Source organism: Streptomyces sp. NPDC028419, assembly GCF_055565515.1.
In genome coordinates, this window is record NZ_JBVHUE010000005.1 from 226982 (window position 1) to 248332 (window position 21351).

The 21351-nt window shown below is 72.4% G+C and carries 19 protein-coding genes and 1 riboswitch; of the genes, 11 read left to right on the top strand and 8 right to left on the bottom strand.

Annotated features, from left to right (window positions below; all coding sequences use genetic code 11):
* Positions 1-92 precede the first annotated feature (92 nt).
* Both ACZ4UB_RS08645 and ACZ4UB_RS08650 read right to left on the bottom strand, forming a co-directional pair.
* Positions 93-947: a LytR/AlgR family response regulator transcription factor gene (locus ACZ4UB_RS08645; protein ID WP_468069158.1), complete on the bottom strand. Its 855-nt coding sequence runs from the start codon at positions 945-947 to the stop codon at positions 93-95.
* A gap of 9 nt (positions 948-956) precedes the next feature.
* On the bottom strand, positions 957-2051 hold the full coding sequence (locus tag ACZ4UB_RS08650; protein ID WP_468069160.1) for a GDSL-type esterase/lipase family protein: 1095 nt from the start codon (positions 2049-2051) through the stop codon (positions 957-959).
* A gap of 320 nt (positions 2052-2371) precedes the next feature.
* Between ACZ4UB_RS08650 and ACZ4UB_RS08655 the strand changes: the two genes are divergently transcribed.
* The 4 genes from ACZ4UB_RS08655 (at position 2372) to ACZ4UB_RS08670 (ending at position 7046) form a co-directional block, all read left to right on the top strand.
* Positions 2372-3829 (top strand): amino acid transporter, encoded by a 1458-nt coding sequence (locus ACZ4UB_RS08655; RefSeq protein WP_468069162.1) that lies wholly within the window; start codon positions 2372-2374, stop codon positions 3827-3829.
* A gap of 10 nt (positions 3830-3839) precedes the next feature.
* Positions 3840-4295: an Lrp/AsnC family transcriptional regulator gene (locus ACZ4UB_RS08660; protein ID WP_007262967.1), complete on the top strand. Its 456-nt coding sequence runs from the start codon at positions 3840-3842 to the stop codon at positions 4293-4295.
* 215 nt (positions 4296-4510) lie between these two features.
* The gene (locus ACZ4UB_RS08665) at positions 4511-5311 is read left to right on the top strand and encodes a carbon-nitrogen hydrolase family protein (protein ID WP_354381547.1); all 801 of its coding nucleotides are present in this window, start codon (positions 4511-4513) and stop codon (positions 5309-5311) included.
* Between the two features lie 37 nt (positions 5312-5348).
* Entirely contained in the window at positions 5349-7046 is a 1698-nt protein-coding gene (locus tag ACZ4UB_RS08670; protein WP_468069165.1) for a flavin monoamine oxidase family protein, read from the top strand.
* Between the two features lie 97 nt (positions 7047-7143).
* Here ACZ4UB_RS08670 and ACZ4UB_RS08675 read toward each other — a convergent pair whose 3' ends face one another.
* The 3 genes from ACZ4UB_RS08675 to ACZ4UB_RS08685 all read right to left on the bottom strand — a co-directional run bounded on the left by ACZ4UB_RS08675 (position 7144) and on the right by ACZ4UB_RS08685 (position 10765).
* Positions 7144-7827: a DUF5995 family protein gene (locus ACZ4UB_RS08675; RefSeq protein ID WP_468069167.1), complete on the bottom strand. Its 684-nt coding sequence runs from the start codon at positions 7825-7827 to the stop codon at positions 7144-7146.
* An 87-nt stretch (positions 7828-7914) separates the two neighbouring features.
* The gene (locus ACZ4UB_RS08680; protein ID WP_468069169.1) at positions 7915-9363 is read right to left on the bottom strand and encodes a uracil-xanthine permease family protein; all 1449 of its coding nucleotides are present in this window, start codon (positions 9361-9363) and stop codon (positions 7915-7917) included.
* Between the two features lie 175 nt (positions 9364-9538).
* Positions 9539-10765, bottom strand: coding sequence for an MFS transporter (locus ACZ4UB_RS08685; protein WP_468069171.1), 1227 nt, complete (start codon positions 10763-10765; stop codon positions 9539-9541).
* 139 nt (positions 10766-10904) lie between these two features.
* Between ACZ4UB_RS08685 and ACZ4UB_RS08690 the strand changes: the two genes are divergently transcribed.
* The gene (locus ACZ4UB_RS08690; RefSeq protein WP_468069255.1) at positions 10905-11993 is read left to right on the top strand and encodes an ROK family transcriptional regulator; all 1089 of its coding nucleotides are present in this window, start codon (positions 10905-10907) and stop codon (positions 11991-11993) included.
* 40 nt (positions 11994-12033) lie between these two features.
* Here ACZ4UB_RS08690 and ACZ4UB_RS08695 read toward each other — a convergent pair whose 3' ends face one another.
* From ACZ4UB_RS08695 to ACZ4UB_RS08705, 3 genes are all read right to left on the bottom strand, one after another.
* Positions 12034-12777 carry an SDR family oxidoreductase gene (locus tag ACZ4UB_RS08695; protein ID WP_468069173.1) on the bottom strand — a complete coding sequence of 248 codons (744 nt, stop codon included), beginning with the start codon at positions 12775-12777 and terminating at the stop codon, positions 12034-12036.
* Between the two features lie 57 nt (positions 12778-12834).
* Entirely contained in the window at positions 12835-13719 is an 885-nt protein-coding gene (locus ACZ4UB_RS08700; RefSeq protein WP_468069175.1) for an RNA polymerase sigma-70 factor, read from the bottom strand.
* 109 nt (positions 13720-13828) lie between these two features.
* Positions 13829-16213, bottom strand: a complete 2385-nt coding sequence (locus tag ACZ4UB_RS08705) for a chitinase C-terminal domain-containing protein (protein ID WP_468069177.1) — start codon at positions 16211-16213, stop codon at positions 13829-13831.
* Between the two features lie 257 nt (positions 16214-16470).
* A riboswitch (FMN riboswitch) is annotated at positions 16471-16601 on the top strand.
* A 152-nt stretch (positions 16602-16753) separates the two neighbouring features.
* Between ACZ4UB_RS08705 and ribD the strand changes: the two genes are divergently transcribed.
* Genes ribD through ACZ4UB_RS08735 form a run of 6 tightly spaced genes read left to right on the top strand, consistent with a single transcriptional unit; the run spans position 16754 to position 21329 of the window.
* Positions 16754-17896, top strand: a complete 1143-nt coding sequence (gene ribD / locus ACZ4UB_RS08710) for a bifunctional diaminohydroxyphosphoribosylaminopyrimidine deaminase/5-amino-6-(5-phosphoribosylamino)uracil reductase RibD (RefSeq protein ID WP_354381555.1) — start codon at positions 16754-16756, stop codon at positions 17894-17896.
* A complete protein-coding gene (locus ACZ4UB_RS08715) occupies positions 17897-18541 on the top strand; it encodes a riboflavin synthase (RefSeq protein WP_468069180.1) in 645 nt (214 codons plus the stop codon). It begins immediately after the preceding gene.
* Entirely contained in the window at positions 18538-19194 is a 657-nt protein-coding gene (locus ACZ4UB_RS08720) for a nicotinamide mononucleotide transporter family protein (RefSeq protein WP_354381557.1), read from the top strand. The genes ACZ4UB_RS08715 and ACZ4UB_RS08720 overlap by 4 nt, the downstream gene beginning before the upstream one ends.
* A complete protein-coding gene (locus ACZ4UB_RS08725) occupies positions 19191-20480 on the top strand; it encodes a bifunctional 3,4-dihydroxy-2-butanone-4-phosphate synthase/GTP cyclohydrolase II (protein WP_468069182.1) in 1290 nt (429 codons plus the stop codon). Before ACZ4UB_RS08720 ends, ACZ4UB_RS08725 begins: the two co-directional genes overlap by 4 nt.
* A 46-nt stretch (positions 20481-20526) precedes the next feature.
* Positions 20527-21012: a 6,7-dimethyl-8-ribityllumazine synthase gene (gene ribH / locus ACZ4UB_RS08730; protein WP_354381559.1), complete on the top strand. Its 486-nt coding sequence runs from the start codon at positions 20527-20529 to the stop codon at positions 21010-21012.
* A gap of 35 nt (positions 21013-21047) precedes the next feature.
* On the top strand, positions 21048-21329 hold the full coding sequence (locus ACZ4UB_RS08735) for a phosphoribosyl-ATP diphosphatase (protein WP_354381560.1): 282 nt from the start codon (positions 21048-21050) through the stop codon (positions 21327-21329).
* Positions 21330-21351: the final 22 nt, after the last annotated feature.

Below are 21351 nucleotides of genomic sequence, written 5' to 3' on the forward strand. Positions count from 1 at the left end.
ACGGCCCCGCCGGATCGCCGTACGCGCCGTGCCGCGCGACGAACGGCGTCCGCGCCGCGCCGGGCGGTCACGCGCACCGGGGCCGGCCGGGGTCAGCCGGTGGCCTTGCGCATCAGGAGATCGCGCAGCTCCCGGGCGTGACGACGGCTCACCTGGAGTTCCGCGGCGCCGACCCGGACGCTGGTGGTGCCCGCGTCCAGGCGCAGCTCGTCGATCCGGTCGAGCGCCACCAGGTGGCGCCGGTGTATCCGTACGAAGCCCCGCGCGGCCCAGCGCTCCTCCAGCGTGGACAACGGGATCCGCACCAGATGGCTGCCCTCGCCGGTGTGCAGCCGGGCGTAGTCCCCCTGGGCCTCGACGTACGCGATGTCCGCTATGGCCACGAACCGGGTCACCCCGCCCAACTCGACCGCGATCTGCTCGGCGGCCCGCTCCGCCCCGGTGGCCGGCGCCGCGACCGCCGCCGTGAGCGGCGCCGCGAGGACCGGAGCGCCGGGCGGTGCCGGGCGCCGGGCGCTCCCCGGCGCGGCGGGCGCCGCGGCCGGTTCCCGGTCGTGGCCCAGCAGCGCGCAGACCCGGCGCACGGCCTCGGCCAGCCGCTCCGGCCGGACCGGCTTGAGGACGTAGTCCACCGCCTTGAGGTCGAAGGCCTGGACGGCGAAGCCCTCGTGCGCGGTGACGAAGACGATCAGCGGCGGCGAGCTGAAACCGGCGAGCAGCCGGGCGATGTCCAGCCCGGTCAGCCCCGCCATGTGGATGTCCAGGAAGACCACGTCGAGCCCGTCGGCCCCGTCCGGGCCCGACTCCACGGCCAGGGTGATGCGGCGCAGGGCCTCGGTGGCGTCGGACGCCCCGACCGCCGCTCCCACGCGCGGGTCGGAGCGCAGGAGGTAGAGCAGCTCCTCCAGGAGCGGCTTCTCGTCGTCGACGGCCAGTACGCGCAGCATGGGGGCAGTCTAGAGAGGGCCCCCGAGGGGTGGAACGGGGTGTGCGCCGCCGTCGCGGCCCCGCGGGACCCCGGGGCCGGGCCGGCCCGCGGCGTCGGCGAACCCGGCCCGGCGCAGGGCCGCGGCCACGGCCAGCCCCAGCACCCGGTGCCCCTCGTCGTTGGGGTGCAGCCCGTCGGCCAGGTGGCCCGGGTCCAGCAGATCGCGCCCCGGGAGCAGCACGAGCCGCCCGTCCCCGGCCGCGACCCGCTCCCGTACGGCGCGCTCCATCGCCTCGCGCAGCGCGCCCAGGGTGGCGCCGAGCCGGTTCGGGCTGCGTTCGGCGTCGGGGCGCAGCACGGGGGAGAGGAGCAGCAGCGGGGTCCGCGGGTGCCCCTGGCGGATGAGTTCGACGAAGGCGCGCGTGGTCTCGTACATGAGGGGGGCGGAGAAGGGCACCCGCGACCAGCAGTTGGTGCCGAAGGCCAGGGTCAGGGCGTCGGCGGGCAGGGAGGCGAGCTGCTCGGCGGTGGCGAGCTCGCCGCGGGCGGCCCCCGCGTAGCCGAGGTTGACCGCGTCCCAGCCCAGGGCCCGGCCGGCCACGGCGGTCCAGCCGTGGGCGGGGCGGGTGGACCACCAGCCCTCGGTGATGGAGTCCCCGTGCACCACCCAGCGCGGCGCCCGGGGCGCCGGCGCGAGCGGCCCGCCGATCCCGCGCAGGCCCAGCACCAGCGGGGCCTGGGCCTCGGGCGGGTGGAGGGTGAAGGGACCGCCGCCGGGCGGCAGCCCCATGCGCACGACGGCCTCCGCGGCCGGTTCGGTGAAGACCTCGGCCAGCAGGCCGGCCCGGTCCCACAGCGCGAAGCCGTGCGCGAGGTCGCGCAGCGCGTCGGTGGGGCCGGGCACGGTGGCCCGGTAGCGGATCTCCACCGCCGTCGCCGCGGGCCCGGCGGTGAACTCCAGGCGCACCCCTATCGGCAGGGTGGCCCGTTCGCCGGTGTCCCAGGGCAGTCGCGCCGTGTCGGCGGGATCCGCGCGCACGGGCCGGCCCTTTTCCAGCCAGGCCACTCCGCGCAGGAAGGGGCCGGGGTCCAGCCAGCGGTGGTCGTGCGGGTCCAGGTCCATGCCGGCACGCTGCGCGAAATCTGATGAGGAGTCAATGAAGGGGGTCGAAAGGGGCCCGCGCACTGATCGATCATCTTCGCGCAACAAAGGACCATTCCGGCCAGATCCGCGCAATGATCGTGCGGCAATGTGCAAGGATGGTGCATTACGGGCGGTATCACTCAGCTCGTAGGCTCACTCGCTGTACGTGGAGTGGCGCGGACCGCCTGCTCGGCGGTCCCCCCATGCCCAGGCAGGCTTCCGCCCTGCCTGTTCCTGCTCCGGACCGCTGCGGTCGAACGCCTGACAACCCCACCCGCAGTGACAAAGGAGTCCCCCTCGTGCTCGATCACGGCCAGGCGCCACCGCTCACGTCCCCGCCCCGCAAGCCCGTCCACCCGTTGCTGCGCCGCAAGCCGGTCGACCAGCTGGTCGCCGAGGGCGGTCAGGGCGAGGGCGGCACGCTGCGCCGCTCGCTCACCATGTGGCAGCTGACCATGATCAGCATCGGTGCCACCCTCGGCACCGGCATCTTCGTCGTCCTCGGCGAGGCCGCCCCCAAGGCCGGACCCGCCGTCACGATCTCCTTCGTCATCGCGGGCCTGACCGCGCTCTTCTCCGCCCTCTCCTACGCGGAGCTGGCCGGATCGGTCCCGGTCTCCGGGTCCTCGTACTCGTACTCCTACGCGACCATGGGCGAGTTCATCGCCTGGATCTGCGGCTGGTGCCTGGTCCTGGAGTACGCGGTGTCCGTCTCGGCCGTCGCCGTCGGCTGGGGGCAGTACCTCAACGAACTGCTCGACGGGACGATAGGCATCACCATCCCCGAGAAGTTCTCCGCCGCCCCGATGGGCGACGGGGGCTGGATCAACCTGCCGTCGCTGGTCGTCGTCCTGCTCGCCATGGTCTTCCTGATGCGCGGCGCCAAGGAGAGCGCCCGGATCAACACGATCATGGTCGTGGTCAAGATCGTCACGCTGTTCCTCTTCATCGGCATCGGCGTCATGGGCATCAAGTCCGGCAACTACGCCCCGCTCGCCCCGCTCGGCGTCACCGGCATCAGCGCCGCCGCCTCCACGCTCTTCTTCTCCTACATCGGCTTCGACGCCGCCTCCACCGCGGGTGAGGAAGCCGAGAACCCCAAGCGGGACCTGCCGCGCGCGATCATGCTCTCGCTGGGCATCGTGACCGTCCTCTACATCCTGGTCGCCTTCGTCGCCGTCGGCGCCATGCCGTGGCAGGACTTCGGCGGCACCGAGGCCGCGCTCGCGAAGATCATGACCGACGTCACCGGCCACAGCTTCTGGGGCGTCGTCCTCGCCGCGGGCGCCGTCGTCGCCATCGCCTCCGTCGTCTTCGCCGTCCTGTACGGCCAGACCCGCATCCTCTTCGCGATGTCCCGCGACGGCCTCGTCCCCAAGGTCTTCGCCAAGGTCGACGCCAAGACCGGCGCCCCCCGCGCCAACGTGCTGATCGTCTCCCTCTTCTGCGGCGCCCTCGCCGCGTTCATCCCCCTGGGTGAGCTGGCGAACGCCACCAGCATCGGCACGCTCTTCGCCTTCGCCCTGGTCAACGTCGCCGTCGTGATCCTGCGCCGCACCAAGCCCGACCTGCCCCGCACCTTCAAGGTCGCGCTCTTCCCGATCACGCCGATCCTCGGCTTCCTGGCCTGCGCGTACATGATGTACAGCCTGCCGTCCGCCACGTGGGTCGCCTTCGGTGTCTGGATGGCCGTCGGCCTCGTGGTGTACTTCCTCTACGGCATCCGCCGCTCCCGACTGGCCACAGCAGAGAAGTGATCCACCCGCAGTGCGACTGAACGATCTCGACGAACGCATCGTGCACGCCCTCGCCGAGGACGCCCGCCGCTCCTACGCGGACATCGGCTCCGAGGTCGGCCTCTCCGCCCCGGCGGTCAAGCGCCGCGTGGACCGGCTGCGCGCCGAAGGGGCCATCACGGGCTTCACCGTCCGCGTCGACCCGGCCGCGATGGGCTGGGAGACCGAGGGCTTCATCGAGATCTACTGCCGCCACAACACCTCGCCGGACGACATCCGGCGCGGCCTGGAGCGGTATCCCGAGGTGGTGTCCGCGTCGACCGTGACGGGCGACGCGGACGCGCTGGTCCAGGTCTTCGCCTCGGACATGCGCCACTTCGAGCGGGTGCTGGAGCGGATCGCGGGCGAGCCGTTCGTGGAGCGGACGAAGTCCGTCCTGGTGCTCTCCCCGCTGCTGCGCCGCTTCACCTCGGGCGCCCCGGCGTAACGCTGCGCGTGCGGGGCCCCCGCACGGCCCGTGCAGGGCCGGGGCGGGCGCCGGGGAAAGCTGCGTACACCCGAAGGATGACGCAACGAATCGCCGTTTCGGGTGCGAAAGACGCAACGAATCGCTCGGCTGGACGCAACAGACACGCCTTGTCGACCGTCGGCGGCATCCGTACCGTCTATAGGAACCCGCCCCTCCTGCCCCAGAGGTCGTCCATGCCTGCCCTGCGCACCGCTCTCCTCCAGAGTTCCGGACGGCCCGGCGACGTCGCCGCGAACCTGAAGGCCCTCGACGAGGCCGCCGCGCGCGCGGCGGGCGGCGGGGCCGGGCTGCTGGTCACCTCGGAGATGTTCCTGACCGGGTACGCCCTGGAGGTCCAGGAGATCGCCGAGCTCGCCGAGACCAGCGACGGCCCGTCCGCCGTCGCCGTCGGCGAGATCGCCCGTCGCCACGGGGTGGCCGTGCTGTACGCCTACCCCGAGCGGGACGGCGCGGCCGTCTTCAACTCCGCCCAGCTGGTCGGCCCCGACGGCACGCGCCTCGCGAACTACCGCAAGACCCACCTCTTCGGCTGCTTCGAACAGGACGCCTTCACCCCCGGCGACGCCCCCGTCGTCCAGGCGGACCTGAACGGCCTCCGCGTCGGCATCATGATCTGCTACGACGTCGAGTTCCCCGAGAACGTCCGCTCCCACGCGCTGGCCGGCACCGACCTGCTCCTCGTGCCGACGGCGCAGATGCACCCGTTCCAGTTCGTCGCCGAGCAGCTGGTACCGGTCCGGGCCTTCGAGAACCAGATGTACATCGCGTACGTCAACCGCACGGGCCCCGAGGGCGAGTTCGAGTTCGTCGGACTCAGCTCACTGGCCGGCCCCGACGGCACCACCCGCACCCGCGCCGGTCGCGGCGAGGAGCTGGTGTTCGGCGAGGTCGACCCCGAGCTGCTCCAGGCGTCGCGCGCCAACAACCCCTACCTGCGCGACCGCCGCCCCGGGCTCTACGCCTCCCTGATCTGACCCCTTCCCCAGCCCTGCCGCAAGGAGACGTGCCCCCATGACGTCCACGGTCCCCACCACCGCCGTTCCGCACAGCGACGGACAGCCGCCGATCACCATGTTCGGCCCGGACTTCCCGTACGCCTACGACGACTTCCTCGCCCACCCGGCGGGCCTGGGTCAGATACCGGCGACCGAGCACGGCACCGAGGTCGCCGTGATCGGCGGCGGGCTGTCCGGGATCATCTCCGCGTACGAGCTGATGAAGATGGGCCTGAAGCCCGTCGTCTACGAGGCCGACCAGATCGGCGGCCGGCTGCGCACCGTGGGCTTCGAGGGCGCCGGCACGGAGGGGCTGACCGCGGAGATGGGCGCCATGCGCTTCCCGCCGTCCTCCACCGCGCTCCAGCACTACATCGACCTCGTCGGCCTGGTGACCGAGCCCTTCCCGAACCCGCTCGCCGAGGCCACCCCCTCCACGGTCGTCGACCTCAAGGGCGAGACGCACTACGCCGAGACCATCGCCGACCTCCCGCAGGTCTACCGCGACGTGGCCGCCGCGTGGAACGCGTGCCTCGACGAGGGCGCGGACTTCTCCGACATGAACACCGCGATGCGCGAGCGGGACGTCCCGCGCATCCGCGAGATCTGGGCGAAGCTCGTCGAGAAGCTCGACGACGAGACCTTCTACGGGTTCCTCTGCAAGTCCGAGGCCTTCCAGTCCTTCCGCAAGCGCGAGATCTTCGGCCAGGTCGGCTTCGGCACCGGCGGCTGGGACACCGACTTCCCGAACTCCATCCTGGAGATCCTCCGCGTCGTCTACACCGAGGCGGACGACCACCACCGCGGCATCGTCGGCGGCTCGCAGCAGCTGCCGCTGCGCATGTGGGACCGCGCCCCCGAGAAGATCGTCCACTGGGCCCAGGGCACCTCGCTGTCCACCCTGCACGAGGGCACCCCGCGGCCGGCGGTCACCCGCCTGCACCGCACGGCCGGGAACCACATCACGGTCACCGACGCCTCCGGCGACATCCGCACCTACCGCGCCGCGATCTTCACGGCGCAGTCCTGGATGCTGCTGTCGAAGATCGCGTGCGACGACACGCTCTTCCCGATCGACCACTGGACGGCGATCGAGCGCACCCACTACATGGAGTCGTCCAAGCTCTTCATCCCGGTGGACCGGCCGTTCTGGCTGGACAAGGACGAGGAGACCGGCCGCGACGTCATGTCGATGACGCTGACCGACCGCATGACCCGCGGGACGTACCTGCTGGACAACGGCCCGGACAAGCCGGCCGTCATCTGCCTCTCCTACACCTGGTGCGACGACAGCCTGAAGTGGCTGCCGCTGTCCGCGAACGAGCGGATGGAGGTCATGCTGAAGTCCCTCGGCGAGATCTACCCCAAGGTCGACATCCGCCGTCACATCATCGGCAACCCGGTCACCGTCTCCTGGGAGAACGAGCCCTACTTCATGGGCGCCTTCAAGGCGAACCTGCCGGGCCACTACCGCTACCAGCGACGCCTGTTCACCCACTTCATGCAGGACCGCCTCCCCGAGGACAAGCGCGGCATCTTCCTCGCGGGCGACGACATCTCCTGGACGGCGGGCTGGGCCGAGGGCGCCGTGCAGACCGCGCTGAACGCGGTGTGGGGCGTCATGCACCACCTCGGTGGCGCGACCGACTCGACCAACCCGGGCCCCGGCGACCTCTACGACGCCATCGCCCCGGTGGAGCTGCCCGAGGACTGACCGTCCCGGCCTCCCGCCACACCACGGGCCGCCCCCGCGCCACGAGCGCGGCGGCGGCCCGTTCCCATGGGTCGGGTGTCGAGGGCCGCGGAGCGGTTCACCCCACCGCCCAGACGGAGCCGGTCTTCTGCCGGACCGGCGTCAGCAGGCAGCGGCCGACCAGGCCGACGCCCGCGTCCAGGGACTCCTCGAACTCCTCGGCCAGGTCCGGGGAGCGGCGCAGGGTCCACAGCAGCCGGGCCGAGGCCCAGGCGCCGTCCCGGGCGCGCTGCAGGCTCCACGAGCCGACCAGGTGCGTGAGCGGATCGGCGATCTGGAGCAGGTCGGGCCCAGGCATCAGGTCCTCCCGGATGCGTTCCTCCAGGGCGACCAGGGTGTCGCCGACCCGGTCGAAGTCGGCTTCCAGCGCTGCCGGTTCGCAGTCCAGGGTGCGGCAGGTGGTGACCACCGCGAGGGCCAGGTCGTGCCCGATGTGCGCGTTGATCCCGGCGAGGGCGTGTTGGAGGGGCCGCACGCCCGGGTGGCGCCGGTACTGGAAGAGCGGCCGCCAGCAGGCGGGCGTACGGTCGCCCTCGGCGGCCGCGTCGACGGCCATCAGGTACCGCTCGGCGAAGCGGACGCCCAGCACCGCCGCCCGGCGGGGCCCGGGGAAGCCCCCGTGCTCGATGCGGCGGTGCAGGGTCTCGGTCACCGTCAGGTACACCCGGTTGAAGACGGCCACGCCGTCGTGTTCGGGCAGTCGCTCGTCCAGGGCGCGCATCCGCGCGAGCACCGCTTCCATGCAGGCAGGTTCGCAGCTGGCGCCGGATCCCGGGAGACTTGGCCCGGTACTTCGCCGGTTCGGGCGAACGTGCCCGAACCGGGAGGGTCAGGACCGCCCGGTGGGGGCGCCCGGGGCGCCGGGTGCGTCCGGGGCGCCCGCCGTCGCCGCGGGGTCCTCGCCGCCCGGTGCGTCGTAGGTCGAGGTGCCCGAATCGAGGAGCGGCTCGTGCTCCTTCATGTGCGCGGGGGCGAAGTAGCGCAGCACGTGGTAGCCGGTGATGACCACGAGGGTGCCGAGCGCGATGCCGCCGAGCTGGAAGTTGTCGCTGATCTTCAGGCCGACCCCGCCGACGCCGATGATGATGCCCGCCGCGGCCGGCACCAGGTTCAGCGGATTGCGCAGGTCCACCCGGCCGTTGATCCAGATCTGGGCGCCGAGCAGGCCGATCATGCCGTAGAGGATGACCGTGATCCCGCCGAGCACCCCGCCGGGGATGGCCGCGACGACCGCACCGAACTTGGGGCACAGACCGAAGAGCAGCGCGAAGCCGGCGGCCGCCCAGTAGGCGGCGGTGGAGTAGACCCGGGTGGCGGCCATGACGCCGATGTTCTCGGAGTACGTGGTGTTCGGCGGTCCGCCGACCGCGGTGGAGAGCATCGACGCGGCGCCGTCGGCGGCGATCGCGGTGCCGAGCTGGTCGTCGAGCCTGTCGCCGGTCATCTCGCCGACGGCCTTGATGTGCCCGGCGTTCTCCGCGATCAGCGCGATGACCACGGGCAGCGCGATCAGGATCGCGGACCACTCGAACTGCGGGGCGTGGAAGGACGGCAGCCCGATCCAGTCGGCCTTGCCCACGCCGGACAGGTCCAGGCGCCAGTGGTCCACGGCCGGGCCGCCGCCCGTGGTCGAGTGGATCTTGCCGAAGAGCAGGTCGAAGAGGGCCGAGATCCCGTACCCGAAGAGCAGCCCGAGGAAGATCGCGATCCGGGACCAGAACCCGCGCAGGCACACCACGGCGAGCCCGGTGAAGGCCATCACCAGCAGCGCCGTCCACTGGTCCTGGGGCCAGTAGGTCGAGGCGGTGACCGGCGCGAGGTTGAAGCCGATCAGCATCACGACCGCGCCCGTGACCACCGGCGGCATCGCCGCGTGGATGATCCGCGCGCCGAAGTGCCGCACCGCCAGGCCGGCGAGGAAGAGGGCCGCGCCGACGACGAGCACGGCGCCGGTGACGGTCGCGCTGCTCCCGCCGCCCGCCCGGATCGCGGCGGCGACGCCGACGAAGGAGAGGGAACAGCCCAGGTAGGACGGGATCCGGCCGCGGGTCGCGAGCAGGAAGATCACCGTCGCGATGCCGGACATCATGATGGCCAGGTTCGGATCCAGGCCCATGAGCACCGGCGCGACGAAACTCGCGCCGAACATGGCGACCACGTGCTGGGCGCCGAGCCCCGCGGTGCGCGGCCACGTGAGCCGCTCGTCCGGCCGGACGACCGCGCCGGGCGCGGGTGTCCGGCCGTCGCCGTGCAGGGTCCAGCGCACGCCGAGGCCCATGGTGAAACTCCGTTTCGCGATGCGGCAGCCGCAGGCGCCGACCGGGTGGGTGCCGACCGGGGGGTCGAACGTGCCGAGTATGCCGACTGTGCCGCGTGTGGGGGGATCGATGACCGGGCCGAAGGACGGCCGAGGTCATATTACGGCGGGATAGCGGCAGGTTCGTCCCGATTGCCTACTGGGGGGCCGCCGCCCGGTCCTGCGCGGGGTCCGTACCGGGCGCGGCCGCCGCCGGTCCCGCGTCGATCTTCGGGCGCAGTACGGTCGCCCCCGCGACCAGCGCCAGCGCCAGCAGCGTGACCAGCCCGAAGGACACCACCAGCGAGGTCGCGTCGGCGACCGCGCCGATCGCGGAGGGGGCGACCAGCCCCGACGTGTAGGTGATCGTCGCCACCCCGGCGAGGGCCTGGGCCGGGGCCGGGCCGCTGCGGGCGGCGGCCGCGAAGGCCAGCGGGACCACCACCGCGATGCCGAGCCCGATCAGGCCGAAGCCCGCGAGCGCGCCCGCGGGATGCCGGACGAGGACCACCAGCAGACCGCCCGCCGTGGCCAGCAGGCCGCCCGCCCGTACGGTGCGCACCGGGCCGAAGCGGTCCACCACCTTGTCGCCCGCGAGCCGGGCCGCCGCCATGGTGAGCGCGAACATCGTGGTGGAGGCGGCGGCGAGACCGGCATCGGTGTGCAGCACGTCCCGGAAGTAGACCGCCGACCAGTCCATGCTCGCGCCCTCCGCGAAGACCGCGCAGAAGCCGATCGCCCCGATGACCAGCGCCGACTTGGGCGGCAGCGCGAAGCGCGGCGGCGCTTCCTCCTCCTGGCCGCCCCCCAGGTCGAGCACCCCGCGCACCGCGACCAGGGCGACGGCGGTCAGGGCGAGCGCCGCGAACAGGTGGTGCACCCGGGCGTCGGCCCCGGCGTGCGCGGCGACCGTACCGGCGGCCGATCCGATGAGGGCGCCCACGCTCCACATGCCGTGCAGCGAGGACATGATCGAGCGGCCCAGCCGGTTCTCGGTCTCGACGCCGAGCGCGTTCATCGCCACGTCCGACATGCCCGCGCTCGCGCCGTAGACGAGGAGCAGCAGGCAGAGGGAGAGGAGGTCGGGGGCGAGGCTCGGCAGGATGAGGGAGAGGGTCCACATCGCGATCAGCCCGCGCAGCGCGTTGCGCGCGCCGAAGCGGTGGTTGATCCGCCCGGCCAGCGGCATCGCGATCGCCGCGCCGACCGCGGGGAAGGCGAGCGCCATGCCGAGGGTGCCCGCGCTGAGCTGTGCGTGTTCCTGGATCCAGGGGATCCGGGTGGCGAAGCTGCCGGTGACCGCGCCGTGGGCGCAGAAGACGGCGGCTATGGCGATGCGTGCGCGGCGCAGGCGGCGCGGTGTCGGCTCTGATTCCCCGGTCATGGTCGCCAAACTATCAGGAACCCTGCCTGATAAATAAGTCCTCCGTTCCTCCTAGGATGGCCCGGTGACTTCCGCACCCGCATCCGCGGCTCCCCCGGCCGCCGCTCCCTCACCCGCCTCGCCGAGCACGGCCCGCGCGATGAACGACCGGCTGGCGCTCCGGCTCCTGCAGGAGGAGGGGCCGCTCACCGCGACCCAGCTCAAGAAGCTGACCGGGCTCTCCCGCCCCTCCGTCGCCGACCTCGTCGAGCGCCTGACCGGCGCCGGGCTGATCGAGGTCGTCGGCGAATCGGGCGAGCAGCGGCGCGGACCGAACGCCCGGCTCCACGGGATCGTCGCCCGCCGCGCCCACCTCGCCGCGCTGGACGTGCGCACCGACGGCGTGACCGCGGTGATCACCGACCTGCTCGGTCGGCCGGTGGCCCAGGCGCGGCTGCCCGCCGACGCGGTCGAGGAGGCGGTGACACGGCTGGAGGAGCTCGCCCGGGAGGCGGGCGCGGAGCCGCTGCACACCGTGGTGGTCGGCGCGCCCGGGCTGGTCGTCCCGACCAGCGGCGAACTGCGCACCCTGCACGGCCTGCCCTCCTGGCACCGGGACCTGGTGGCCGCGCTCCAACGGCGGCTGTCCGCCGTGGTCGTCGTCGAGAACGAGACCAACCTCGCCGCGCTGGCCGAGCAGCGCCTGGGCGCCGCCCGCGACCTGGAGTCCTTCGTGCTGCTGTGGCTGGGCGCCGGGGTCGGCGCGGCCGTGGTCCTGGACGGGCGGCTGCGCCGCGGGGCCTCCGGGGGCGCCGGCGAGATCGGTTTCCTGCCGGTGCCGGGCACGGTGGGGCTGCCCTCCGCGACGGACTGCGGCGGGGGTTTCCACGGGCTGGTCGGGCGCGAGGCGGTGGCCGCGCTCGCCGCCGCTCACGGCTACACGGGGCCGGTGGAGGAAGCCGCCGCCGGAGCCGCGGGGGAGGGTTTCCTCGACGCCTTCGCCGAGCGGCTCGCCCTGGGCGCGGCCGCGGTGACGGCGGTGCTGGACCCCGGCTGCGTCGTCCTCGGGAGCGAGCTGGGCCGGGCGGGCGGAGCGGCCCTGGCGGCCAGGGTCGCGGACCGGCTGGCCCGGCTGACCCCGGTGGCCACGGAGGTCCGCGCCACCACCCTCGGCGATCCGGCGGTGCTCCAGGGCGCCCGGCTGGCCGCCCGGGACAGCGCCCAGGACGCCCTGTTCGGCGCTCCGTAACGGCGGGCCCGGGCGGCCCGGACGCCCGCTGCCGCCCCGGTCACCCGGCCGCGCGCGCCGCCAGGAACTCGGCGAAGGTGCCCCTGCCCACCGCGTGCTCCGGGGCCAGGTGGCCGCCGCGCTTGAACCCCGCGTACGTCCTTCCCACGAGCGGGACGGGCAGGAGGAGGCGGCGGCGCCCGCCGGTGGCGGCGAGGTAGGCGCGGGCCGCCTCCTCGAAGGTGAGCACCTGCGGGCCGCCCATGTCGGGGACCCGCCCGGAGGGCCCGGCCACGGCCAGCTCCACCAGCCGGTCCGCGACCTCCTCGACCGCGATCGGCTGGCCGCTGACCCCGGCCGGGAGCGGCATCACCGGCAGCTTCGCCACCGCGCCCAGCGCCCGGGCCACCAGGTCGTGGAACTGGGTGGTGCGCAGGATCGTGACCCCCAGGCCCGAGCGCGTCAGCATCTCCTCGACCGCGAGCTTCGCCCGGTAGTACCGCAAGGGGACCACGTCCACGCCCACGATCGAGATGTAGAGCAGGTGTCCCACCCCGGCCCGCCGGGCCGCCGCGATCAGGTGGGCCGCGGCCCGCTCGTCGCCGCCCCGCGGGTCGCTGGCGCAGTGGACCACGGTGTCGGCGCCCTCCACGGCCGCGTCGAGGCCGGCGCCCGTCAGCAGGTCGACCGGGTGCTCGGGCGAGCGGCGGCTCAGGACGCGGACCTCGTGGCCCGCCGCGCGCAGCCGCCCGGCTACGAGCGAGCCCAGGTTCCCGGTGCCTCCGGTGACGAGAATCGTGCTCATGGTGTCCGTCCTTGCCTGCCGACTGGATTGCGTTCACCAGCTCAGACCGGACAGCCCTCAGGAATGTGACAGCTGACGGCGAAGGAATCCGAGCTTCTCCGGGTTGACCACCGTCCGCAGGCCCCTGACCAGGCCGTCCTCGAACTCCACCAGCAGAACTGCCCGCTCGCCGAAGAGCAGCGCCGGCTCCCCGTTGACCTCCGCGAAGGAGACCGGGGCGCCCGCCACGTACTTCTCCAGCGCGCCGAGCAGGAACCGGGCCACCTTGCTCCGGCCCAGGACCGGCCGGCGCGCCGCGTTGACCACCCCGCCGCCGTCGGACACGTACGCCACGTCCGCGGCCAGCAGGCCCTCCAGCCGGGCCAGGTCCCCGTCCCGCGCCGCCGCCATGAAGGTCTCCACCAGCCCCTGCCACCGCTGCGGATCCGGCCGCGGGCGCGGGCGCCGCACCGCCACCCGCTGCGCCGCGCGCCGGTAGATCTGGCGGCAGTTGGCCTCCGAGAGGTCGAGCAGCCCGGCGATCTCCCGGTGGCCGTACGCGAACGCCTCGCGCAGGACGTAGACCGCGCGCTCCACCGCGGTGAGCTGCTCCAGCAGGACCAGCAGGGCCATCGACACGCCCTCGCGCTGCTCCGCCGACTCCAGTGGGCCGAGCGTCCCGTCCCCGGTGAGCACCGGCTCGGGCAACCAGGGGCCGACGTACTCCTCGCGCCGGGCGCGCGCGGAGGTGAGCCGGTTGAGGCAGAGGTGCGTGACCACCTTCACGAGCCAGGCCCCGGGGTGCTCGATGGCGTCCCGGTCGGCGGAGCTCCACCGGAGGTAGGCGTCCTGGACGAGGTCCTCGGCCTCGTGGGCGGAGCCCAGCATGCGGTAGGCGACGGCGAACATCCGGGGCCGGTGTTCCTCGAACCCCCCTGCGGGGGTGGCGACCTGCGTGATCATCGCATCAGCCTACGAGCCGGAGCGCGGGCGGGTGAAGACGCGCGAGGACCCGGTGGCCGCCGGGCCACCGGGTCCTCACACCGCTTCGGGTTCCTTCGGTCCTGCTAGGTCAGCAGGCCCCCTGGTCCTTCCAGACGCCCCAGTCACCGGTGGTGCCGGGCTCCTCGTTCTGCGTCCACCACTGGGCCTTCCAGTTGTGGCCCTTGTGCGAGACGACCGTCCCGCCGGTGGTCACCTGACCGGCGACGTACGCCGGGTTGGTGCAGGTCCCGCCCGGCGGCGTGGTCGGCGGCGTGGTCGGGGGAGTCGTCGGAGGGGTCGTCGGAGGGGTGGTGGGCGGCGTCGTCGGGGGAGTCGTGGGCGGCGTGGTCGGGCCCCCCGGCTCGACCACGGTGGCGCCGCGCGCCAGGTCACCGGCGATGCCGTAGGTCCTGCCGCCGAAGGTCACGGTCCAGTTGGACGGGGTGGAGGTCGGCAGGTAGTAGACGAAGTCCAGCTCCACCGAGGCCCCCGGGGCCAGCGTCTGCCAGGCCGGCAGCTTCAGGGAGACCCGGTTGTAGTCGCCCTTGAGGCCGCCCACGTTGGTGCCCGAGTGGTCGCTGCGGATCACCGTGGTGCCCCAGCCGGACTGGTCCTTGGCGTTGCTCGGGGCGGAGGAGGAGTAGTCGAACTGGAACTCCGTGCCGCCGGGCAGGGTGGCCGTGGTGTTGTTGGTGATCTTCAGCTTGGGGCTGATCGGGTAGTTCGAGTCGCCGAGCGGGAACTGGCCGAACTCGGTGTCCACCTTGATCGCCTCGGTCGGCATGGTGATGGTGGCGCGCTTGGCGCCGTACGGGGCGGCCGCCTTGAACTTGTCGTACATCGCCGTGGTGAGCGTGTTGCCCATCTCGTACTGGCCCTTGGCGGCGTTGTAGGAGTAGTCGCCCGCCAGCTCCCAGACCATCGTGCCGCCGATGCCCTTGTTGACCACGTAGTCGGCCTTGGCGTTCACCGACTGCTCGTCCTCGGTGGAGAGGAACACCTTCTTCTGGGCGTTCCACAGCCACGGCGCGACCAGGGTCGCGTCGTACTTGCGGACGTAGGTGCCGGTCAGGGTGGTGTTCGCCGGGAAGCCGTACTTGGTGACGTAGTCGCCGACGACGCCCTTCTCCAGGTTCTTGGCGTGCCACATCGGGTTGGAGCCGGCCGGGGCCTCGACCCCGTTGGAGTCCAGGTCGTGCCACAGGTTGTCGATGCCGACCGCGCCGTCACCGCACTTGGTCAGCCCCGCGCCCGCCGGGCAGTTGGTGGCCGGGGCCTTGCCCCACAGGCCGTCCGTGCCGCCCTGGACGTTCTTGAAGCCGCGGGTGTAGTACGGCAGGCCCATGTTGATCCGGCCGGCCGGCATGGAGCCGCGGAAGTAGTGGTAGGCCCAGTCGGAGTTCAGGTACCCGATGCCGCCGTACTGGGAGGTCGAGTAGACGCCCGCGGAGGCCAGTTCGGCGTCCTTGCCGTCGTCGAAGAGCGAGGCGTTGGGGCCGACGTACTCGTTCCAGGCGCCGTGCAGGTCGTAGGACATGATGTTGACGTAGTCCAGGTACTTCTGCATCTGGAACGTCTCCATGCCCCGCAGCAGGTAGCCGGAGGAGGGGGCGGCGACGGAGAGCAGGTAGTGCTTGCCGTCGGCGGCGCCCGCGCGGTCGAGCTTCTCGCGCAGCGACTTCATGAGCGCGGCGTAGCCCTTGACCAGGCCCGCGCGGCGGGCGTTGGAGAGCTGCCAGTCGAGCGGGTTGCCCGCGTCCTTCATGGTGGTCGGGTACTCGTAGTCGATGTCGACGCCGTTGAACCCGTACGTGCGGATGAAGTCCACGGAGGAGTTCGCGAAGGTGTCGATGCCGGCCTGGTTGACCGAGCCGTCGGCGTTGGTGGCCATCGAGTAGAAGCCGCCGGAGTTCACCCGGTTGCCGTCGTCGCCGAAGTAGCCGCCCGTCTCCGCCCAGCCGCCGACCGAGATCAGCGTCTTGACGTTCGGGTACTGCTTCTTGAACTTGGTCAGCTGGTTGAAGTGGCCCTTGTAGGGGAGCGCGGGGTCCATCTCCGCGCCCGCCACGCCCGGCCAGGTCATCCCGGTGGCGGCGTTGTTCGGGCCGTCCGCGCCGACCGAGAGCTTGTTGTCGGAACCGACGTGTCCGAAGGCGTAGTTGAGGTGGGTGACCTTGTCCCACGGGATGTTGTTGGCCAGGTAGGCGGGGGTGCCGTCCTTGCCGGTGCGCCAGCCGGTGAAGTAGCCGATCACCCGTCGCTGGTGATCGGCGCCCATCTTCTCGCGGCCCTCGGCGTCGTAGACCGAGCAATAGGGGACGTCGACGCCCGGAGTCTTGTAGAGCCCGTCGGGTCGACAGCTCTCGTTGTCGGCGGCGTGCGAGACGCCCGCCGAGAGGCCGCCGATGAGCAGGCCCGCGATGGCGGCACCGGATGCCAGCAGCATGGATCTGGTGCGCGTGGGGGACAGCATTGTGCCTCCTGGGGAGGGGAGGTGACAGGACACAACGTGCGTAAAGGTGGCGCTGGTCGGCCCGTGACGTGCGCACATCGGCGGGCCCGGCTCCCGGGGAAGATGAAGGGAACGTTAAGAGGACTAGACCAACCCGTCAATAGGTCTGGACCAAAGCCGAACCCTCGGAAAATTGCGCCGAACGTGTGAGCCAGGCCACAAGTGCTTGCGTGCATGGCCTGCGATCACCCGTGGCACACTGGCCCTAGTACCAGTAGCAGCGCACTCCGGGGTCGGTGTAATTCCGAACCGGCGGTTATAGTCCGCGACCCGTCCGCATCCAGCGGCCGGTTGACCAGGTGAAATTCCTGGACCGACGGTTAAAGTCCGGATGGGAGGCAGTGCGCGGCGGGCCAGTCACCGGTACGCCGCCGTCGGCGGTTCGTCGGCGTAACCCCCAGGGGATACGTCTCGGACGAACCGTGGAGTCGACCTCGGCGTCCCCGCGTGTGCTACCCGCTTCATCTGTCGTATCCCGACAGGCCCCGGAGTCCGTGCCCGATGAGGCAGGAGGACCCGGTGGCGACACACGCCGACGCGAACGACGCACGCGCCATGCGGCGTGCCATCGAGCTGGCCGCCCGCGGCCTCGGCTCCACCAGCCCCAACCCGGCCGTCGGCTGCGTCATCGCCGACGCCTCGGGCCGGATCGTCGGCGAGGGCTGGCACGAGCGCGCCGGCGGCCCGCACGCCGAGGTGCACGCCCTGCGCGCCGCGGGGGACGCCGCCCGCGGCGCCACCGCCTACGTCACCCTCGAACCCTGCAACCACACCGGCCGTACGGGCCCCTGCGCCCGGGCCCTCGTCGAGGCCGGGATCACCCGCGTGCTCTACGCCGTCCCCGACCCGAACCCGCAGGCCAGCGGTGGCGCGGCCACCCTGCGCGACGCCGGGATCGAGGTCGGGGAAGGGCTGCTGCGGGCCGAGGCCGAGGCCGGCAACGAGCCCTGGCTGACCTCCGTACGCCTGGGCCGGCCCTACGTCCTGTGGAAGTACGCCGCCACCCTGGACGGCCGGGTCGCCGCCGCCGACGGCACCAGCCGCTGGATCAGCGGCTCCGAGTCCCGCGCCGACGTCCACCGGCTGCGCGCCGAGGCCGACGCGGTCGTCGTCGGCTCGGGCACCCTGCGAGCCGATGACCCGCACCTCGCGGTCCGCGGCGTCGAGGGGGCCCGCCAGCCCCTGCGCGTGGTCCTCGACACCCGGGCCACCGTCCGGCCCGGCGCCCGGATCCTCGACGACGCGGCCCCCACCCTGGTGGCCGTCGCCGAGGACGCCGACACCCGCCACCTGGCCGGCGTCGAGGTGGCCCGGCTGCCCCGGGACGGGCACGGCCTCTCCGTGGACGCGCTCCTCGCCGAGCTGTTCGCCCGCGGGGTGCGCTCCGTCCTCGTCGAGGGCGGGCCGACCCTGGCCGGCGCCTTCGTCGCCGCGGGAGCCGTCGACAAGATCGTCGGCTACCTCGCCCCGGTCCTGCTCGGCGCGGGCCCGAACGCCCTCGCCGACGCCGGGATCACCACCCTCACCCAGGCCCTGCGCCTGGAGATCACCGAGGTGCTCCGCCTCGGTCCCGATCTGCGCGTCACGGCCGTTCCCGCGGTCGCCGCCGTCCCCGCCGCCCCCACCGTCCTCAAGGAGCACTGAGTGTTCACCGGAATCGTCGAAGAACTGGGCGAGGTCACCGCCGTCGAGCAGCTCGCGGAGGCCTCCCGCTTCCGACTGCGCGGCCCCGTCGTCACCGAAGGTGCCAAGCACGGCGACTCGATCGCCGTCAACGGCGTCTGTCTGACGGTCGTGGAGACGGGGGACGGGGAGTTCACCGCCGACGTCATGCAGGAGACCCTCAACCGCTCCAGCCTGGGCGCCCTGACCGAAGGCTCCCGGGTCAACCTGGAGCGCCCCATGGCCCTCGGCGGGCGCCTCGGCGGACACCTGGTCCAAGGACACGTGGACGGCACCGGCCGGATCGTCTCCCGCACCCCCTCCGAGCACTGGGAGATCGTCAAGGTCTCGCTGCCCGAGCGGCTCGCCCGGTACGTCGTCGAGAAGGGCTCCATCACGGTCGACGGCGTCAGCCTCACCGTGGTCGACGCCGCGGCCGACCACTTCACCATCAGCCTCATCCCCACCACGCTGAACCTGACCACGCTCGGCATCAAGGAGCCCGGCGACCCGGTCAACCTGGAGGTCGACGTCCTCGCGAAGTACGTCGAGCGCCTCCTGGCCGCCGGCGTCGACCCGCTGACCACCGTGGCACCCGCCGCCGACCCGAAGGAGACGGACCGATGAGCGCGCTGGACTGGCTCAACACCGAGGCCTTCGCGGTCTTCGGCCAGAAGGTCATCTGGTCGGACATGATCGGCAACCTGATGGGCCTGGCGGCCCTCGCCCTCGGCTGGCGCCGCTCCATATGGACCTGGCCCGCCCAGCTGCTGTCCGGCCTCATCCTGGTCGGCGCCTACGCCACCGCCCACCTCGCGGGCGGCGTCGGCAAGCAGCTCCTGGTCATCGCCGTGGCCCTGTGGGGCTGGCGCGCCTGGCAGCGCGGGAAGCAGCAGGCCCAGGACGGCTCCATCGCCGTGCGCACGGCCACCTGGACCGAGCGCGGCCTGCTCCTGGCGGGCGCGGCGCTGGGCACCCTCGCGGTCGGCGGGCTCTTCACCCTCGTCCCCTCGCTCTCCTGGAGCCCGTGGGCCGACGCCTACATCTTCGTCGGCACGATCGTGGCGATGGTCGCCCAGGCCCGCGGTCTGGTCGAGTTCTGGTTCGCCTGGTTGCTCGTCGACCTCGTCGGCGTTCCGCTCGCATTCCAGAGCGGTCTGGTCTTCTCGGGCCTCGTCTACGTCGTCTATTTCGCCCTCGTCGTCTGGGGCGCCATCGACTGGTACCAGCGCTCGCGCACCACCACCGACAGCCCGGCCCTGGAAGGAGCAACGGCATGACCCTCAAGCCCGTGCCCAACGAGAGCGACATCGAGTCCTTCCGGCTCGACCCCGTCGAGCAGGCCATCCGCGACATCGCGGAAGGGCGCCCGGTCGTCGTGGTGGACGACGAGAACCGCGAGAACGAGGGTGACCTCGTCATCGCCGCCGAGATGGCCACCCCCGAGATCATCGCCTTCATGATGAGCGAGTGCCGCGGCCTGATCTGCGCGCCGATGGAGGGTCCCGAGCTGGACCGCCTCGAACTGCCGCAGATGGTCACGCACAACACCGAGTCGATGCAGACCGCCTTCACGGTCTCCGTCGACGCCGGCCCCGTACACGGCGTCACCACCGGCATCTCCGCCGCCGACCGCGCCACCACGCTGCGGCTGCTGGCCAACGGCACCAGCACCGCGGGCGACTTCGTCCGGCCGGGCCACGTCTTCCCGCTGCGGGCCAAGCCCGGCGGCGTCCTGGTCCGCAACGGCCACACCGAGGCCGCCGTCGACCTCGCCCGCCTCGCGGGCCTGCGCCCGGCCGGCGCGATCGTCGAGATCGCCGGTGAGGACGGGGTCATGCTCCGCCTGCCCGAGCTGATCCCCTTCGCCCGCAAGCACGGCCTGACGATCATCTCCATCGAGGACCTGGTCGCCTACCGGCGCTCCGCCGAGCCGACCGTGCGCCGCGGGGCCGAGGTCAGCCTGCCGACCGCCTTCGGTTCCTTCACCGCCTACGGCTACCGCTCCATCGCCGACGGGGTCGAGCACATCGCCCTGGTCCACGGCGACATCGGCGACGGCCGCGACGTCCTGGCCCGGATGCACTCCGAGTGCCTGACCGGCGACATCTTCCAGTCCCAGCGCTGCGACTGCGGCCCCCAGCTCCAGGCCTCCATGCAGCGCATCGCGGCCGAGGGCCGCGGGGTCGTCGTCTACCTGCGCGGGCACGAGGGCCGGGGCATCGGCCTGCTGGCCAAGCTGCGCGCGTACGAACTCCAGGAGCGCGGCCGCGACACCCTCGACGCCAACCTGGAGCTGGGCCTGCCCGCCGACGCCCGCGACTACGGGGCGGGCGCGCAGATCCTCGCCGACCTCGGCGTCCACAGCACCCGCCTGATGACCAACAACCCGCAGAAGGCGGCGGCCCTGGTCCGGCACGGCATCGAGGTCGTCAGCCGGGAGGCCATGCCGACCGAGACCGGCGAGCACAACCTGCGGTACCTGCGCACCAAGCGGGACCGGATGGGGCACGACCTGCCCTGGCTGGACGGCGTGGCGTCCGTCTCGGCCTGCGGCAACCAGTAAGACGAAACCCAACTCAAGCGAAGAGCACGAAGCACCGAGGAGAGCTGTGAGCGGCAAGGGCGCACCCGAACTGAGTGTGAAGAACTGCGGAGACCTGCGGGTGGCCGTGATCGCGGCCCAGTGGCACGAGAAGGTCATGGACGGCCTCGTCGACGGCGCCCTGCGCGCCCTGCACGAGCTGGGCATCGACGAGCCCACCCTGCTGCGCGTCCCGGGCAGCTTCGAGCTGCCGGTGGTGGCGAAGGTACTGGCCGGTCGCGGCTACGATGCCATCGTCGCCCTCGGAGTGGTCATCCGCGGCGGCACCCCGCACTTCGACTACGTGTGCCAAGGCGTCACCCAGGGCCTGGTGCAGGTATCGCTCGACACCGGAGTCCCCGTCGGCTTCGGCGTACTGACCTGCGACAACGACGAGCAGGCGCTGGACCGCGCCGGACTCGAAGGGTCGAGGGAGGACAAGGGGCACGAAGCGGTCACCGCCGCCGTCTCCACCGCCATGACCCTGCGCACCGTCAGCGAACCCTGGCGCTAGTCGGCAGGGGCGGACCCTTTATTCTGAGGACCATCATGGCGAACGAATCCTCCAAGACCTTCGAGCAGCTCTTCACCGAGCTCCAGCTCAAGGCCGCCAACGGCGACCCCAGCACCTCCCGGACCGCCGAACTGGTCGGCAAGGGAGTCCATGCCATCGGCAAGAAGGTCGTCGAGGAGGCCGCCGAAGTCTGGATGGCCGCCGAGTACGAGGGCAAGGAAGCCGCCGCCGAGGAGATCTCCCAGCTGCTCTACCACGTCCAGGTGATGATGGTCGCGCGCGGGATCTCCCTCGACGACGTCTACGCCCACCTCTGAGCCGCCGGGCGGGCTGACCCCG